Here is an 18,776-nt window from a genome sequence, read left to right as displayed (position 1 = left end):
CATCACTATTATGAAATCTCATTTAACGTTTCCGCAAACCTCGTAATTCCCAGCTGAATTTGTTCGACATCTACTCTCCCAAAAGTAAATCGAATATATTCACTTTTAGTACCTAAAACACTTCCCGGAACAAACGCTACACCATTTCGTATAGATTCACCTAATAAATGATATTCATCAAATGTTCCTTGCACTTTGCACCATAAATGTATTCCACCCTCTGGAACAAAAAATTCAACCTGGTCCCCCAATATTTCTTCAAGCTTTCTAATTAATGCATCTCTTCTTTCCTTCAATTGTCCACGAAGCATTGTAATATGTACATGAAAATCTTCTGATTCTAAAAATTGATTTGCCACCCACTGCGTAAATACGCTATGGCCAAAATCAACTTGCTGCTTCGCATCTGCTAAACGTTCTATTACACGCGTAGGGCCAATTACCCAGCCAATACGTAATCCTGATGCAACAATTTTTGATAATGAACTTATATAAAGAACATTTCCGTTTTGATCCATTGATTTTAATGTTGGATTCACTTCTCCATTAAATGAAGTTAAACTATACGGATCATCTTCTACAATCGGTATCCCAAATTCAGAAGACAGTTCTAAAATCTTTTTACGTCTTGCTAATGAAAGCACAGTTCCCGTTGGATTTTGATAATCTGGATTCAAAAATACCATGCGAATACGATGCTTTTTATGCAAATCAATTAAATCATCTGGATTCATTCCATGCTGATCAACAGGTAAATGGAATATTTTTAAGCCAGCGGATTTAAACATCGGCAATGAGAAACAATACGAAGGGTCCTCAATTGCAATCGCATCGCCAGGTTTTAATAAGCATTGAACGATAAGATTAAGTGCCTGTTGCGCTCCAGATGTAATAAGGATAGAATTCGAATCTGCTTCAATTTGTTTATATTGCTGAACATGTACTGCAATTGTTTTTCTCAACATTTCATTTCCAAGTGGATGGTCATAACCGAGGTTTTCCCTAAATATTTTCTCTGACAAAATCGTTCGGAATCTATCACTCGGAATTAATTCTGGTGACAATTCACCACTTGCTAAATTAATCAATTCGTCTTTTTGTGTTTCTGTTCGAATTTGTTGAACGAGTGGTACATTAGGTAAGAATGATCCATCCTCAACGTACCTACCCCAGTTTGGTATTCGTTTATGTGAAACACCCCATATGTCTGTATTCACCCGTGTTCCGCTTCCTTTTTGCCGTTCTACTACTCCAAGTGATTTTAATTCTTCATATGCAGCTACTATCGTACTTCGGTTCACTTGTAATTCTTTCGCTAACGTACGCTCAGAAGGTAACTTGCTGTCAGAAGGAAACTCACCTGAAGAAATACCCCTTTCCATATAATCCGCTATTTGTTTATATACAGGCGTCTTATCTGCACGATTTGGTTTCCATTCCACCTTATTGCCCCTCTCAAAACGAAATATACTTGATTTCCTAATAACAGTATTGACTGTAATAATAGTATTAATTAAGTGCATGATTTAAAAATCTTTCTACCGTCATATTAAAGCTAGTCGGCTGTTCTAAATAAGGTAAGTGTCCACTATTTTTAAACTCAATAAAAGTTGTATTTTTCAAACGTCTTTCAAACTCTCTTACATATTTCTCGGGAACGAAATCATCATTTTCCCCTCTTATAATTAAAGTAGGACATGAAATATTTGAAAGAAACGGTCTTTGATCATAATCTACTAATTCAGCAAATAATCTTTGAATATGTACCGAATTAATAGACTGTAAAGATTGATAAAATCCCCTAACAATTACTTCATTATTTGCTACTCCCATCGCCTTCAATAATGTATCCGCCCATGTTTTTCCATTATCGTGTAAGCTAAGTAAATCATATACTTCAATTCGTTCTTTTCGATCTTCAGGCTCCAAATAGGGAAATGCATTTACAACAATTAAACTGGAAACAAAGCCTGGATATTGAATAGCAAAATCGATACCGACTCTAGCTCCTTTTGAAAGACCACACATAACTACTTTTTGTAGCTTTAAATAACTGCATAACTCATACAAAACATTTGCATATTCTTTAAAAGGAATTTCCAGCCCTTCAGATTTCCCATGCCCCGGTAAATCAAGAGAAATCACCGTCCAATTCTCTTTGAAATATTGCCTTTGATATAGCCAATTGTTTGCGTTCCCACCAAGACCGTGTAATAACAATATAACAGGGCCCGATCCTTCTATATTGTAAGAAATTTTCCGATTCTTATATTCAAAATACATATTCATCACCTTCAGCTATAACGTCACTTACTCTTATCTTTGAATGAATATATCCAAAATGGTTCCTTTTCTAACCACTCTACTGTTTCCGGTACACCTTCTTTATACTCTCTTTTTAGTTCCGTTACTTTCGTCGCAAATTGTGATGCATGTGCTTGCAATGCCTCTAACTTTTTGGGAACATATTCTTTCACTTCATTTTTAAAATGTGGAGGACCTATTTCCGCTTCATGATTCTTCGAAAAAGCTACCGCATAAAATGTTGGCCTTTTATATTCCGGAATATTAGCTAACGCCTCTGCTACCGCTTCTCCTGTTGCATCATGATCTGGATGAACCGCATATCCCGGATAAAAAGAAATGACTAACGAAGGATTCACTTCTTCTACACATTTTTGTATTACACGTCTTAACTCTCCGGGAGTTTCAAATTCAAGAGTTTTATCACGATATCCCATCATACGTAAATCTTTAATCCCTAAAATATTTGTAGCCCTCTTTAGTTCCTTCTCTCTTATAACATTTAATGATTCACGTGTTGCAAAAGGAGGATTCCCCATCGTTCTCCCCATTTCACCTAACGTTAAGCAAACATAAGTAAGAGGAACATTTCGCTGCGCATAAGCTAAAATTGTACCTGCCACGCAATATGACTCATCATCTGGATGCGGAAAAACAATTAATACGTGGCGTTCATTTTTTATCAAAATCATACTCCTCCATCATATACAATATTAACCTTTTTCTTTCAAAACTATTAAATCACTACCGCATACCACGTTACCCCAACAAGTAGTACAAAAAGAAGGAGAATATAAATAGTTGATAAGTTTTTCACATTTCTCTTTGTAGACTTGCCGTAATTCTCCTCCACATTTCGTGCAACTAGCACGGTCCCAAACAGCGATACAATTACAATAATAACCACTAGTGAAATTGCAAAACTCATTGTATCTTCACCTCTCTAAAGACAATCTATTTTAATAAAGAACTTCCTCTTTAAAACGTTAATAACATACTACCTTTCTTCTCTTATCATAATGTATGTTTGCCAAAAACGGACCAACCACTTTTGTGTTTTTTTGCTCATCCACTTTGAAAAATAAAAAGCAACTGATCACTTTGGACTCAGTTGCTTTTCACAAGATAAATTATTTTCTTTTTTTATTTGAAATTAATTCGATTTAAAAGTTTAGTCTTTTCATAATGAAACATCGATTGAGATAACTCGAAAATTGTCCCGTTTACAAGACATACTGTATTTTCAATAAGAAGCGCCGGATCACCTTCATTTAATTCTAACAGCTGCGCGTTTTCTTTATTTACTTTTTCACAACTAATAACTTTATCGGCAAAGCCAATATTTAATCGTAAATCTTCAATGAAATAACTGTATACAGAGCTTAATGCTATTTCTTTATTCAAATATGGAATAATATCCTTTTTGAAATAACTTACTTCAATAGAGAACGGTTTACCATCTACAATTCTTAAACGCTTCAAAAAATATATCCTAGTTTCAGCTTCGCATTGCATCCGCTTTGCTATATCTTCGTCCGCATCTATTACTTCAAGCTCTAACACTTTCGTTTCAATATTTTGCGAAACGAGATTTTTCGTTAATCCACGTAAACTTCCTAAATTAATGTAATCTGTTACAGAAGTTTCGCGTAAAAACATACCACTACCTTGCACTTGAAAAATATAACCTCTATTTACAAGCTGACTAATTACTTTACGTATCGTATTACGGCTTACTTCAAACCGATTCATCAAAGCTTCTTCTGTAGGTAGTTTTTTCGTTTCATTAAAAAGCCCATCTCGAATGTTTTGCTCTAACACATCTGCAATTTGTTTATACTTTGCACTCATACACTTTCTCCTAAAATACTCTTTTATCTGTTATAACTCTTCTCCTCTCGTTTCGATCACATGTTTATACCAATGAAACGAAAGTTTTTTCTTACGTTTTAAGTTATCATTATGATCGACAAAAATAAAGCCATATTGCTTTTTATACCCATTTAACCAACTTAATAAATCAATCACTGACCATGCATAATAACCTTTTAAATTGATTCCCTCTTCAATTGCACGCTTTATTACTTTTAAATGCTCTTCAATAAATTTAATTCTCGGAACATCTACAACTTCTCCTTCAATGATTGGATCTTCATCACCAAGTCCATTTTCCGTTACATACATCTTTATGTCACCGTAACGCTCTTTCAACATATGCAATCCATCTAAGAAACCTTCGGGAGATATTTCCCATCCCCATTTTGTATATGTTTTATCATCCATTTTTACTGTGCGATAAAAACCATCAAAAGAAGGATTACCTGGAGCAAGTGTTGAGTTTTCTCGAGAATGCTCATCGCTCTTTATATCCATATCGTATCTTTCTACTCGTATTGGTTGATAATAATTCAAGCCAATAAAATCATTCTTTTCGGCATTTTGTTTAATGATTTCTAATTCTTCAACCGTCCAATTAGGAGTCCACCCTTTTTCCTTTAATTGTTGAACAACATAAGGTGGATACTCACCTTTTAAAACTGGATCATAATACCAATACGTTTCATATTCATTCGCATGATTTGCTGCTAGTATATTTTCTTTTTCATCATCCACACTATAAGCAGGTAAGAAAACATGTGTAATCCCAATCTCCCCATATTGTTTCAGCTGCTTGTACACCGCAACTGTTTTCGCATGCGCATAAAATACATAATGAGTCGCTTGAAAATACTTTGGAACATCATTTTGTATTCCTGGTGGATGTGCACCTTTTAAATAGCCTAATCCACAAAACATTACTGTTTCATTAAAAGTAATCCAATGTTTCACTCTATCACCAAATGCCTTAAAGCAAATTTCGGCATACTTTACAAAAGCATCTGCTGTTCGTTTATTCGTCCACCCACCATCCTTTTCTAACGGTAATGGTAGATCCCAATGATATAAAGTGACAAACGGTACAATCCCGTACTTTAAACATTCATCAATTAAATTGTTATAAAATTTAATGCCTTTTTCATTTACCTCTCCATCTCCAGTCGGCAATATTCTCGCCCAAGAAATCGAAAAACGATACGATTCCAATCCCATCTCAGCCATTAAACGAACATCTTCCTTATATCGATGATAATGATCAACCGCTACATCACCATTTGTTCCATTGTATGTTTTGCCAGGAATTTTTGAAAACTCATCCCAATTCGTAACACCTTTTCCATCCTCATTCCATGCACCTTCTACTTGATAAGAAGCTGAAGCAGCTCCGAATAAAAAATCATGTGGAAACTTCATAGTATATACCTCCATTTCATTAGAATAAATCAAATTCATTATTACATATTAAATTTATAGGTACAAATTTAAATGATTATTAAGTTTCTGTTTTTCACTATAATAGAACATAGCATTCACACCTTTTACAAAAAAAGAACCTATAAAGGTCCTTTTTCAAATTGTGCAACGCAGACTATATTGATTATCTTAAAGTTTATACTAATGATAAATGTTAACAAACTTATTCTTCAATAATGAATTGTGAAATTAGCATTTCTAAATTTTCGACTTTCTTTTTCATTTCATTAGATTTCGTCGTTATTTCTTGAATCAATGTGGCTTGTGCTTGAATTGATTGTACTGTTCGATTCGTTTCTTGTGCGACTTGTGTTGCAGTTTCAGAAACTATTGATAAAGAGGCATTCACTTCTTCTGTCCCAGCAGACATTTCTTCTGTGGCAGCAGACACTTCTTGAATTTGGGACGTTATTCTATTAATATCTTGCATAATAGATGAAAATGCGAGTTCTGCCTTATATGCTGCTTCTTTACCACCACTAACCTGTTGATGACCTTTTTTCATTACATGAACTGTATCCTGTGTATCTTGATGTATAAAACGTAATAAATTATTTATATCATTTACAGACGTTTTAGATTTCTCAGCCAGACCTCTTACTTCAGCTGCAACTACTGCAAATCCTTTTCCATTTTCTCCGGCGCGTGCTGCCTCAATTGCAGCATTTAAGGCCAGTAAATTCGTTTGTTCTGCAATATTAGTAATAATATCTAGCGCTTCTTCAATTTGTTGTGTACGTGTTACAAGTCTATCAATGACCTTAGAAGTTTCTTCGACAACTTCATTCACACTATTCATTTGACGAATAGATTGTTTTATAACTTCACTACCAGCATTTGCTTGGTCTATTGTTGCAACAGCAACTTCAGCAACCATCGCTGAAGATTCAGCTACTGTTTGAACTCCAGTTGCAATTTCTTCCATCGCAGTTGAACTTTCTTGAATACTAGTCACTTGTCCCTCTATTTCTTTATTTATTTCAGAAGTAGTTCGAACAACCTCGTTTGATATATTTGCTGCCGTTTTTGTCTCTTGTAACATATTTTCAGTTGAAATAATCACTTCTTTTGCTGTAACCTTCACCTGACCGACTAATTGTTGCAAGTTATCTAACATACTATTAAAAGATTGTACAATATGGCCTAATTCGTTCTCGGATTTATAAGAAGTTCGAATTGTTAAATCTCCAGCAGATACTCGTTCCATATCTTTTTGTAATAATACAATTGGTTTTTTTATAACATTTTTTATTATAAAACCAATAAAAATAATTATTATGATTCCAACACATGAAATAATTACAAATGTTATTATTGTATTTTTCACACTATTCACATTCTCTTTTTGTAGTTGTTCAGCCGCGGTATTATTATATAAAATAAGTTCACGAATAGACTGAATTGTTTTTCCCATATTAGGCTCAATTTCTTTTAAATAATAGCTATACGCTTCTTCATTATTAGTCAGTCCCAAGTCCTGTGCTTTCTTCATTTGTATTCTTAAATCTTTGAATTGACTTTGAAATGCATTATACAAGCCCTTTTCTTTATGAGAACTAATTCTAGTTTCAAATTGTTTTAATAACTCATCATTTTCTTTCCTAGTCTTATCCATTTCTGTTATTAGTTCTTTCATTCTTTTTTCATCTTTCGATATCATAATCTCCATAAAATTCATATTAACATGGTAAAAATTTGATTCTACAGTTCCTATCCATTCAATTGGTAATAGCCTTTCGTCATACATACTAGAAGATGTATTTTCACCTTTTTGAAGCCCTAAAAACCCCAGAGAAGATAACATGATACAAGCCAAACTCGATATAATGACTAACACATTTAATTTCGTTCCAATTTTACTATTTTTAATAAAAGACAATAAATCCACCTAATCTGTATATTATACTTATATGTTTTATATTACAATAACAATCGACATTTATCGACAATTTTCTCATGTTGATTTTATAACTGCATTAAATTATTATATAAACCTATTCAAAGAACTTTGATTCTCATAATATCAAATACTAAAAAGTCTTATGGGAATTCCACAAGACTTTTAATAGCGTTACATTGTTTCTATGAAATTATGGTGAAACTTAAAGTGACTTATTAGTTCTTATAACTTCTTGATAGAGAATCGGTGACCACTTATCACTAACATAATCTTGGATCACCCAACCAACTCTTTTTGGATTCTCTTGTTTAATATATGCCGCAACTTCGGGATTTATATAAGAGGCATAATAATATGGGCTATTCCATGCTGTACCACCAGAAGACAAGCTTGTAAAATTAACATATAGATGATTTAAATCCTCACTATTGTTCATCGTTTCATTGATCGTATCTTTAATAGATTTTACTTTCACATCATAACTCACTTTATATTTATCTTGTACTGTTACATTTACATTTTGATTTACAGTTGTCGTAAACGTCTCATTATCTGGCCAATAAAAATTATTATATCCTCCAGATTCATTACTACCACTATATCTTTTTAGTAGTACAATTTTCCCTCGAGCATCTCCAAGTTTTATATTTCCTTCTGTTTTTAAAAAGATAGGATCAACAAAATATTTTTTTTCAAACGTATTACTAAAGGAACCTTCTGCCCCTTTCATATCCTCATACTCTTTTTTTAAAGACATAATAATTGTTTCACTTGGGTTATCTTTTAAAAATTGTTTCGCTTCGTTTATGAATTCATGCAGTGTTACATAAAGGTATAATGGCCCATGATGAAGAACTATCGTATTATCATCTGTTAAACGGCCTCTTATATCAAAAATGCGAGCTCCATGATCCATTTGATAACGAAAATCATACTCTTGCGTCATTCCCCATACTTGCTTTATTGGATTTTGTAATTTGAACGTACCACTATCATGTGTTCCTGGAATTGAAATTCGTGCTAACGGGATGTTATCAGGTATAGGTTGCATCCATTTTGACCAATTTTCAAGTTCAATAACAGAGCTAGCTGCAACGACTTGCTTATCATGTAAAGCAAATACAGATGTGATAAATATCATACTACATATGAATAATTTCAAAATAAACTTCTTATTGCTCATTATTCTTCCTCCTTTTTCCCTTTTATATCAAACTTATTGAATATAATATAATCTGGTGAGTAAAAAATAAATAACATTTCATCAATATGAAATATTGCATAGAAGTAAAGTTAAAAAATCATTCACATATACTGAATTAGAAAAATTTAAAGGAACTTCATCTGAAGTTCCTTTCGTTTATTTTATATTCAATATATATGAACCATCTTTATTCTCATACTTATAAACATATAAATAATATTTACCTGGCTTTGCATTATAAGTTCCTTTAACTACATTCCCTTCATTTTCACCATATGCTACATAGTTGTTTAAATCTGATTCATGATGAAGTACCCATGTCATTCCAATGTTTTGTTCATTTAGTAGAGAAATATTAATATTTTCTGGTGAGTCAATTTGGAAAGTAAATACATCTACATTATCCCTATTATGTAGCGTTCCTTTCACCGGTGTATGAATGTTAACTTTATTTGCCTGTCTAGGCTCATTATTTGGTTCATTTTCTGTTACTTGTAACTCATTCCCACCGTTTGGTTTTCTTTGTCCATACCCTAAGTTTACTAGTATAGACTTCAAATCTGGTAAAACACCAATTTTATCTAAATATGGATCTTTAGATTTTGTTCCTGTGTTGTGGTTGCTTAATATTGCTCTTAGTTCACTTGGTCTATATGGTTGTCCTAAATTTTCTTTAGCAATGCTTTGTACTAAAGTCGCTGCTCCGGCAATAATAGGCGACGCACTCGATGTGCCACTAAAGCTAGATGTATAAAGATTTACAGCACTTCGACTTTGCTCAGCTGTAGTTGTATCTACGTTTTCTCCCCAGCCATACACATCAATACGGCTTCCATAATTCGAAAACCACATGCGCTCGTGAGGGAAAGATGAAGAGCCCGCTCCTACCATAATTGCACCTGAATCTTTAAAATCTTTACTATTGCGATTTAAAATTTGTTTACCATTTCTATCTTTAAATTGATCTAAATCATTCCAACCATTTGCTCCAGCCTCTATAATGACAACACCTTTATCTGTACCAGCACGAATTGCATCAAAGATATCTGGTTGTACTTCAACAGGTAAATATTTATCACCATATCCATCAAAGGAAGCTTGTGCCTCTAATAATAAAACATCCCCAGCTTCTAAATGATTTACAGCACTTAATATTGCATCAGCTGTATTATACTGTCCGTTATCTCTTATTTGAGAAATCACCTTTGCTTTCGCTTTTGGCGCAATCCCAATATTCCCAACTTCATTGTCCTCAGAGGATACAATTCCTAGTACAGACGTCCCATGGCCGACATGTTGATCTATATTTATTCCAGACATTAATTCAATATTTTGATGTACTAAATCCTCATGATTTAATAACCAACCATATTCCATATCAACAAAAGTTATACCATTTCCATTTCCACCTTGAACTCCCCAGGCAAAAGACGCATTAATACCGTATGGGGCTGCTTCAAGATATCCTTGTTTTTTAAATCTAGGATTATTATTAGGATTAAGAGATACATTTGATGGTTGTACTTCTGGTGGCGTTATTTTTTCTTGTTTCTTCATATACACATCTTCTATTAAAGAAGATGCCTTTAGCTTATCTACTAGTTCTTCTTCATGCCCACTATTTTGATTTCGAAGAATATAGTAGTTTAATAAACTTGTAGATACATTATTAGGTGCTTTCACTTCAAGGTCTTGTATTTCTTCTGGACTTACAGATGTAAATAAACGAGTAAATGTTGCATCTGGATATTCTACCAAAAGATCTTCTAGTACTTTGTCACTTGCTTGATCTTGTATCTGTTTTTCAATACCATCTTCATATGGCAATTTCAAATCTGCTCTAAATTTTACAATGATTTGCTTACCTGCTTCTTGCTCTATTCCTAATTTACCCTGCTGTTCTATAGAATCAGCATTTACAATATTGACAATACCTCCTATTCCTAAACATATTGAAATGATTACAACTGAAACAGATATTCTTTTAAATATATTCATTACATCACTCCTCCAATTGACAAACTATTAAATCATTATATTAATCTATAATGATTTAATTTCTATAACATATAAAGTTATCCTTCTACTAAATAGATTATAGTAATCAGCAATATGAACTTCAATGTATTTTCATATGCAATATTTCATATTCGGACTCTAAACTAACTAAATAAGAAACTTATAATGATTATTTATTTCATATGTGCTAATATACTTACATTAAAATATTATAAATAGACATTCTGAACTACATTACTTAACCGTTTCGCCTTAATTTTTCTTAGGAGGATTTGCAATGAAATTATTAAAAATAAAACATATAATCCCTATATCTGCAGCTGCAATTACATTCGTATGTCATCAAAGTACAGCTGAAGCATCTACCATTCATACAGTAAAAAAGAATGATACACTTTGGGGCATTAGTAAACAATACGGGGTTTCAATACAATCCATTAAACAGGCTAATAATAAAGGAAACGATCAAACCTTTATTGGTGAACAGTTAAATATTCCAGGGTCCACGAAATCAAATGAAATCACCGTTCGTCAAAACGTCAAACCTGCGAACATTTCTGGACAAATTATTTATCAAGTACAACCGGGAGATTCATTAGAAACGATAGCAAAGCGTTACAATGTTACCGTTCAATCTATAAAACAAATTAACAATACAGCCGGAAACAAACTTTATACAGGACAACATTTAAAAATCAACTCAAACATTTCAGAAAAAGAAAAAGACTTAATGGCACGCTTAGTTACTGCTGAAGCAGGTGGAGAGTCATATAAAGGAAAAGTGGCTGTAGCAAAAGTTATACTAAATCGTGTAAACGCAAAAGGTTTTCCAAATACAATAACAGGCGTTATTTATGAACCTATTAAATATGGATATGCCTTTACTCCTGTTACAGATGGAAGAATTAATCAGCCTGCAAGCCCAGAAGCAAAAATGGCAGTAGAAGAAGCTATCTCCACAAATGGCATACATTCTGATTGGCTTTATTTCTATAATCCAAAAACATCAACAGACAAATGGATTACGACACGTCAAACAGTAGCAGTAATTGGTAACCATCTGTTTGCTAAATAACATTTGAACTCATTAACAGACCTCTTCACTTGAAAGGTCTGTTTTTTTATATGTTAGATTTTATTAATCATATGACATAGTGATCATTTAAAACTATTTCTTCTTTCAAATAAAAACATTTGTATTTATCCCACCACTCCGAGAAATTAAAAAAGCATCAAGTTCAAAAACTCCCTCTTTATTAATAAAAGCTATTTCTTAACTTCATAAAATTGTTATACACTAGAAAAATAAAAACAAACTATTCGTTAGCAGGTGAAAAAATATGTATGATGTTACAATTATCGGTGCTGGAGTAAGTAGCATTTTTATGGCTTATTCACTGGCTAAAAGTAACAAAAAGGTTTTAATTCTTGATAAAGGTAAAGCGCTAGAAGATCGCCATTGTCCTTTAGACGAAGGAAAAGTGTGTAATTGTACTACATGCGATAAATATTTTGGGTTTGGTGGTTTAGGAAAATCTGAAGGGAAATTTAATTATACAAACGGATTTGGCGGAGAACTTGAGCAAAAAGTCGGTAAAGAAGGCTTTATACAACTTATGGCTGAAGTAGATGAAATTCTATGTCAGTTCGGAGGAAGTTCTGTTTCAAAATACTCTACAGAAAATCCAAATCTCAATAAGAGAGCTGAAACGTGTGGTTTACAAATGCTAACAACAGAAGTAAGACATCTTGGTACTACCCTTTCAAGTGACATTTTTCAGCAGCTCTATGAATTTTTACTTACGAAAATAAATATACAATTTCATATAGATGTACAACACATTATGAAACAGAAAGATCATTTTACAATAGAGACAAATGAAGGAACAGTTCAATCTAAGCAACTAGTATTTGCAACTGGGCGTTCTGGAGCGGATTGGTTAAAAAAAATGTGCACTTCTCTCAATATTTCTCAGGAGCAAACTCGTGTAGATTTAGGGATTAGAGTAGAGATGAACGAACACCAATTACGTTCTATATTAAAAGATACATTTGAGACAAAACTTTCTTATGAGCATGAACACTTCACCGCAACTACGTACTGTATGAATCCAAAAGGACGCATCATTAGAAAGTACGAAGAAGGTTTAGTTATGCCTGACGGTCAAAATTTTCGAGAGGAAGGAACTGGCACACCTAACTTAAATTTCACTTTATTTATCCCGCGCTATTTTTCAACTCTCAAAGAAGCAAATGTATACGCAAGTTCAATTATAAAAAACATTAACCAAGGACGAGATCGGATTGTTATACAGCGCTTAGAGGACTTACTAAATAAACAACCTACAACAGAGAACGGCATAAAACATAACCATATACAGCCTACACTACAAGGAGATTATGGAGATTTGAATACAGAAATTCCCCCATTATATATTGAAGGACTAAAAGAGTTTTTATTACGCTTAGAACGATTTATCCAAGAACCGATTGATAAAGATACTTTGTTATATGGAATTGACGGAAAGTTCTATGCTCCTACGATAAAAATCAATAACCATTTTGAAACAAGTGTGCATGGACTATTTTTAGTTGGAGATTGTTCAGGCGTCACTCATTCATTATCTCAAGCTGCTGCAAGTGGGTTGTATGTTGGAAAATATTTATCTCATATTTAATTTCTTTCATTAAGATATCAATCAAATATTTTAACTTCCATAACGCTTTATTTATGTACCTTGTCCTTCCCCCGCTAATGATTATCCCGCCAAAAATCGGGATTTTACGAGATACATATTTAACATAACTATGTATGGTAAAACTATCGACATTCAATTCTAAAAAATTGAATGTCAACAGTTTTAAAAGCCTCTATTCATTTCCACTTTCATTTGTTCGATATTTTGTAACATCATCATAGTGTTTAATATGTTAGGATGTCTATAAGTATTTTTTACTACAACTATGACTTTCTCTGTTCTGTTTCCCAAAATAGATTTGCGCTTTAAAATTCCTCATTGTACGTATATGAATACTTCATATTGTTACCTTTAGAAACCATTAAATGGTACATTACACTCTAATAGTTATGAAAATATAATATATAACACAAGTTAAATAAATTGTATAAAGAAGGTGTAAAAATGAAAAATAAAATCAATTTACAAATGCAAAATATAAGCTTTGTTTTAATAATTGCTTTAGCAGTATGGTTAAAAACATATCTTATTACAAGATTCAGTTTCGATTTAAAAATTGAGTCTTCTACACAAGAGCTTATTTTGTTTATTAGCCCTCTCGCTGCATCATTAGCTTTTGTCGGATTAGCATTATTTGCAACCGGTGAAAAGCGAAATTATATAGCGCTATGTATTAATCTCTTATTAACAATCGTACTTGTTGGGAATGTCATGTTCTATGATTTTTATAGTGATTTCGTTACGTTACCAGTACTTGGACAAACATCAAACTTTGGCCAATTAGGCGGCAGTATTATAGAAATATTGAACTATAAAATTATACTCGCTTTCGTAGACATTATTTTCTTCTTTATTTTGTTAAAGAAGAAGGCACTAGTCTTCCAAACAGGACGTGTAACTCATCCGGCACGCTTGTTATATTTTCTCTTAACGTTTGGTGTATTTTTTGCGAATCTACACCTTGCAGAAAAAGAACGACCTGAACTATTAACGAGATCATTCGACCGAGTTATGCTTGTTAAAAATTTGGGACTATACACTCATCAAATATATGATTTAACACTGCAAGTAAAAGCAGGATCACAAAAAGCACTTGCTGATAGTAGTAAATTACAAGAAACTGAAAACTACGTAAAGGCAAACCAAAGTGAGCCAAACCCTAACATGTTTGGTGCAGCGAAAGGAAAAAACGTAATTGTCGTTACTCTTGAATCCCTGCAAACCTTTTTAATAGGCGCATCAGTTAACGGTCAAGAAGTTACACCATTCTTGAATGAATTCATAAATGAAAGCTATTACTTTGATAACTTTTTCCACCAAACTGGGCAAGGAAAAACGTCCGATTCTGAATTTCTAATCGATACGTCGTTGTATCCATTAAATCGAGGAGCTGTATTTTTTACGCACGGTAACAATGATTATACTGCGACTCCAGAAATTTTACGTCAGCAAGGTTATTTCACTTCTGTATTCCATGCGAATAACGCAACATTTTGGAATCGTAACATTATGTACTCTGCTCTCGGTTATGATCGTTACTATAATGAACTTGATTACAAAATTACACCCGAAACAAATTTAAATTGGGGATTAAAAGATATCGAATACTTTGATCAATCAGTAGATATATTAAAAACTGTTGACCAACCCTTTTATGCTCGTTTCCTTACTTTAACGAACCATTATCCATTTACGTATGATGAAGATACAAAATTCATTGAACCATACAACTCTGGTAATGGCGTATTTGATCGTTATATCGTAACAGCACGTTACTTAGACGAATCAATTAAAAAATTTATTGAGCGTTTAAAGGCCGAGGGAATGTATGATGATTCTATTATTGTGTTGTATGGTGATCATTATGGTATTTCTGAAAAACATAATCGCGCAATGGCACAGTTTTTAGAAAAAGATCAAATAACAGAATTTGATACTTTAAATTTACAACGCACACCTTTATATATTCATATGCCTGGCCAAACAGAAGGTCAAACAATTTCAAAGCCTACGGGACAAATCGATATGAAACCTACTATTCTAAACTTACTTGGGATTGATACTACGAAAGATATCCGTTTTGGTCATGATATGTTTTCAGATGAATATACCGGTTTTGTTGTTTTACGTGATGGTAGCTTCGTTACAGACAAGTATGCATACACAAACAACACTTTCTATGACCGCATAACAGGTGAAATTGTAGATTTACCAAAAAAAGAAGCGCAAGCACTCATTAACCGTGCACAAAATGAATTACGAATGTCTGACAAAATTATTGAAGGCGATTTATTACGTTTCTCAGAAAGTAATAAAATTAAAACTGGCGAAGTACAAACTAAAATTAAAGAGACTGAAAAATAATCTAAATATGAAAAGGGAGCAACTGTAATAAGTTGCTCCCTTTTACTATCGTATAACATATGATGCAATGTCATATAAAAACCTCGTATATTTTACTTTTATTCTACGCTTGTTTCTAAAGTTACATCTGTATAGGTATGATCATCACCTATATTTAAAATTACTTCACATTGACGTAATCTCAATTCAAAGAGCATGATAGAATCATGATAAACTTCAGGTTGTGATTTCATCTTATGTAACATCTCTTGTTTTTCTTGTATTTCTAAATGAGTGTTTTCTACAGCTTGTTTCAAGGAGTTAAATGGATTCCTAAAGAATATATTAATATCCCGCTCTTGCGTGTTTTCAAATAGCTCAAATTGCAAGAAAAATTTCTTCATAATAGAAGCCGTTACCTCTGTATAATCTTCATTTTCTACATACTGTTTGTATTTGTTATATAGCATAGCTTTGTTTTTAGGAAGAACTCCAAATAATTTACCGGCACTTTTCAGTAAAAATTGTGCTGGCGTAAAGCGACGTAAAATATTTACTTCATCCATTTGTATTCTAGTCGTCATTCTGTCAGTATCTCTGCGCCAGTCATCAAGCACTTTAAAATCACATTCTAACTGTATTCGATTTTCTCCAAATAAAGAATTAAGCCCTTCACTAAGTTCTTCTAGATACGATTGACTTTGAAGGAGCTCATTATTAGAAGTTGCAATCCAATTTTGCATAGAAAGAGCAAGATTAGGTAATACAGTTTGTTCTAAATATTTATGCACTCTTTCATTCATTGCTTTATTTAGTTCCGTATCAATGTGCCCGAAATCACTTTCTTCACTAATTAAATCCGAACAACTCTGTAATATCTTCGGAATATTTTCAGTAAGATCATTCGTAATTTCAGTTTTCATTGTACGATATGATTTTGTAATGAAATGAATTTTTTCCTTCTCAAAAGCAGTAAGATTATTAATGCTACCATTTAGTTTCACTAGCATATCTTCATTCCAATGAATAGAATCCACTAATTTGTTTTCTTTCTCAACGCGTTTATCCAATAGATATTTAATTGTCTTTCGAATGAAAAACAATAGCTTTTCCGTACGTTCTGCATCGACATTTTTATGATTAAAGTTAAAATGAATAAACTCAGTTAAATCATTTAATTGTTGACTACTTGTATATAACGAAGAGTAAGGGAAAATTCTCGCATGCGGGAAATATGTGTTTATTCTCGCTTGCGTATCATGTAATACTCTTTTCACTTCTGCATCACTGTAAATGTTATCGATTTTATTTAATAAGAAATGAATTTTTAAATTTGGTGTATGTTCTTGAATGCTTAATAGAATATCACGTTCTTTGTCAGTAAAAGGTGAATCCGCATTCAATACGAATAGTAATTCGTCTACAGAATTCAAATATTCGAATACTTCATCTCTAGTATCGTTATTCCTATTAAATCCAGGTGTAACTACAAATGTAAGTTTATTTTCACTTAAAAATCTGCATGGTAATTTAAATTCAACACATGCTCTATCTCTATATGTTTGATGGTGCTGAGACATCATATTATAGTAATCCGAGACATCTTCAGTTGTTGTAATTGCTAATTCTGTTATGGCGTTAATTTCTGTATGCGCATCATTTTTTAAAACTACTACATTTGAAATTGATTTTTCTAATATATTTTCTCCTATTATAGAGTTAATAAATGTAGTTTTTCCGTTTCCTGAAGTTCCCGTTACTAAAATGCGATTTGTGCTTAAATCTGCGAGCTCGCCAACTAACCATCTAAATCGGTGACCCATTTCTATATTATGCTTTTGTGCCCACTCTGTAATAGATTCAAAAAGATGCAAACTATACTCTAAGCCGTTCACATGATTAATAGAATATAACAACAGGTTTTCAGCATGTTTTATATTTGCTAAATCTATTTCGGAAGGAAAAATCTCATCCCATGCCAATACAGCTGCAGATGGAAATACAGCATAAGATGGATTGACAACCTTTAACCAATTTGTTAACAAGTTTGGAATGATATCGTGCAATTGTTTAAGGATATATTGACCTTGAATTAATTCAAAGTACGTTCCTTCGTAAAGAGAAGAAATTTTGTCCCATATATCGGACGAATGTATTTCAATATGTAAGAAAAATTCATTTATTGTGTTAAGCCATGATAAGTAATTTTGTTCGTTTTTATAACTATTCCAAAGTGATGAAACCATTTGCGTAAATTGTACTTGATCTACATTATTTAACGTAACTAATACTTCATAAAAATAATCTGGTGAAATATGTTTAGTAAATCTTTTATCGATATATCCTTTTAAAACCTCAAACCACGGATAAGATTCTGTTCGAATTAACTCATTCACAGCAAGCTCTACTGCACTATCAAAATCTTGCTGCTCCTCATAAAAGGAACGGGCAATTTTTGTGACATTTGGATAATCCGGATTTAAAGAAACTGCTTCTTTAATAACAGCGAAAGCAGAGTCAAAATTATTTTGCTCTATGTAAAGAGAAAGTAATTGTAATCTAATCTCCGTCATCAATATTATATTATCAGTAGTAATGGAAGTATAAACATTTTCAGCAACTGGTAATTGATTAAGCTCGAAATAAGCATCGGCAATATTTTTTTGTGCCCATGGTGCTAATTCATTACTAACTTTCTCCCATTTAAAAATAGCTGCTTCAAAATCTTGATGGTGATAATAAAATTCACCTTGTGCAAAACGAATGTAAGATCCATCAGAAATCTCATTTCTTTCTTCGTTTACATAAACTTCTCCAAGTACATCAATAGGTGGTTTTGTTTCATTCTCCATTAGGAATGTTTCATAATACATCTTTTTTATTAATTGTTTTTCTACTCTCATCTTTTCCCCCACTATATCTTGAAAATACATTTTTAAGATATGTCAATACTTTT

Annotated in this window: 13 protein-coding genes; 3 read left to right on the top strand and 10 right to left on the bottom strand. The window is 32.6% G+C overall.

The genetic code is table 11. The annotated features are described in order from the left end of the window. Positions 1-8 precede the first annotated feature (8 nt). From QEP67_RS08635 to QEP67_RS08595, 9 genes are all read right to left on the bottom strand, one after another. Entirely contained in the window at positions 9-1,442 is a 1,434-nt protein-coding gene (locus tag QEP67_RS08635; RefSeq protein ID WP_000454986.1) for a PLP-dependent aminotransferase family protein, read from the bottom strand. A 67-nt stretch (positions 1,443-1,509) separates the two neighbouring features. Then, positions 1,510-2,283, bottom strand: a complete 774-nt coding sequence (locus tag QEP67_RS08630; protein WP_000273472.1) for an alpha/beta hydrolase — start codon at positions 2,281-2,283, stop codon at positions 1,510-1,512. A gap of 23 nt (positions 2,284-2,306) precedes the next feature. Next, the gene (gene bshB2, locus QEP67_RS08625) at positions 2,307-2,987 is read right to left on the bottom strand and encodes a bacillithiol biosynthesis deacetylase BshB2 (protein WP_033658814.1); all 681 of its coding nucleotides are present in this window, start codon (positions 2,985-2,987) and stop codon (positions 2,307-2,309) included. Between the two features lie 53 nt (positions 2,988-3,040). Beyond that, a complete protein-coding gene (locus tag QEP67_RS08620) occupies positions 3,041-3,232 on the bottom strand; it encodes a hypothetical protein (RefSeq protein WP_000006469.1) in 192 nt (63 codons plus the stop codon). Positions 3,233-3,447: 215 nt separating this feature from the next. Continuing rightward, positions 3,448-4,155 (bottom strand): GntR family transcriptional regulator, encoded by a 708-nt coding sequence (locus QEP67_RS08615; RefSeq protein ID WP_001274905.1) that lies wholly within the window; start codon positions 4,153-4,155, stop codon positions 3,448-3,450. Between the two features lie 30 nt (positions 4,156-4,185). Continuing rightward, a complete protein-coding gene (locus QEP67_RS08610) occupies positions 4,186-5,595 on the bottom strand; it encodes a glycoside hydrolase family 1 protein (RefSeq protein WP_000671623.1) in 1,410 nt (469 codons plus the stop codon). A gap of 223 nt (positions 5,596-5,818) precedes the next feature. Then, positions 5,819-7,534 (bottom strand): methyl-accepting chemotaxis protein, encoded by a 1,716-nt coding sequence (locus QEP67_RS08605; protein WP_000008152.1) that lies wholly within the window; start codon positions 7,532-7,534, stop codon positions 5,819-5,821. Between the two features lie 223 nt (positions 7,535-7,757). Continuing rightward, the gene (locus tag QEP67_RS08600) at positions 7,758-8,738 is read right to left on the bottom strand and encodes a phosphatidylinositol-specific phospholipase C (protein WP_000066271.1); all 981 of its coding nucleotides are present in this window, start codon (positions 8,736-8,738) and stop codon (positions 7,758-7,760) included. Positions 8,739-8,915: 177 nt separating this feature from the next. Further along, on the bottom strand, positions 8,916-10,757 hold the full coding sequence (locus QEP67_RS08595; protein WP_001020066.1) for a peptidase: 1,842 nt from the start codon (positions 10,755-10,757) through the stop codon (positions 8,916-8,918). Between the two features lie 298 nt (positions 10,758-11,055). Between QEP67_RS08595 and QEP67_RS08590 the strand changes: the two genes are divergently transcribed. From QEP67_RS08590 to QEP67_RS08580, 3 genes are all read left to right on the top strand, one after another. Beyond that, positions 11,056-11,853, top strand: a complete 798-nt coding sequence (locus tag QEP67_RS08590) for a cell wall hydrolase (RefSeq protein ID WP_000770995.1) — start codon at positions 11,056-11,058, stop codon at positions 11,851-11,853. Positions 11,854-12,118: 265 nt separating this feature from the next. Next, on the top strand, positions 12,119-13,456 hold the full coding sequence (locus tag QEP67_RS08585) for an NAD(P)-binding protein (protein WP_000272408.1): 1,338 nt from the start codon (positions 12,119-12,121) through the stop codon (positions 13,454-13,456). Between the two features lie 465 nt (positions 13,457-13,921). Next, entirely contained in the window at positions 13,922-15,841 is a 1,920-nt protein-coding gene (locus QEP67_RS08580) for an LTA synthase family protein (RefSeq protein WP_000791056.1), read from the top strand. A 98-nt stretch (positions 15,842-15,939) separates the two neighbouring features. Here the strand turns inward: QEP67_RS08580 and QEP67_RS08575 are convergent, their stop codons facing one another. After that, entirely contained in the window at positions 15,940-18,723 is a 2,784-nt protein-coding gene (locus QEP67_RS08575) for a dynamin family protein (RefSeq protein WP_353706557.1), read from the bottom strand. Positions 18,724-18,776: the final 53 nt, after the last annotated feature.

The sequence above is a fragment of the Bacillus cereus group sp. MS39 genome (genome assembly GCF_040448665.1).
GTDB classification, from domain to species: Bacteria; Bacillota; Bacilli; order Bacillales; family Bacillaceae_G; genus Bacillus_A; species Bacillus_A wiedmannii.
This window is presented reverse-complemented; position numbering and strand designations above follow the sequence as displayed.

Coding starts and splice junctions, on each gene's coding strand:
- QEP67_RS08630 (WP_000273472.1), bottom strand. CDS start 2,283: ATGTATTTTGAATATAAGAATCGGAAAATTTCTTACAATATAGAAGGA.
- QEP67_RS08620 (WP_000006469.1), bottom strand. CDS start 3,232: ATGAGTTTTGCAATTTCACTAGTGGTTATTATTGTAATTGTATCGCTG.
- QEP67_RS08615 (WP_001274905.1), bottom strand. CDS start 4,155: ATGAGTGCAAAGTATAAACAAATTGCAGATGTGTTAGAGCAAAACATT.
- QEP67_RS08610 (WP_000671623.1), bottom strand. CDS start 5,595: ATGAAGTTTCCACATGATTTTTTATTCGGAGCTGCTTCAGCTTCTTAT.
- QEP67_RS08600 (WP_000066271.1), bottom strand. CDS start 8,738: ATGAGCAATAAGAAGTTTATTTTGAAATTATTCATATGTAGTATGATA.
- QEP67_RS08595 (WP_001020066.1), bottom strand. CDS start 10,757: ATGAATATATTTAAAAGAATATCTGTTTCAGTTGTAATCATTTCAATA.
- QEP67_RS08590 (WP_000770995.1), top strand. CDS start 11,056: ATGAAATTATTAAAAATAAAACATATAATCCCTATATCTGCAGCTGCA.
- QEP67_RS08585 (WP_000272408.1), top strand. CDS start 12,119: ATGTATGATGTTACAATTATCGGTGCTGGAGTAAGTAGCATTTTTATG.
- QEP67_RS08580 (WP_000791056.1), top strand. CDS start 13,922: ATGAAAAATAAAATCAATTTACAAATGCAAAATATAAGCTTTGTTTTA.
- QEP67_RS08575 (WP_353706557.1), bottom strand. CDS start 18,723: ATGAGAGTAGAAAAACAATTAATAAAAAAGATGTATTATGAAACATTC.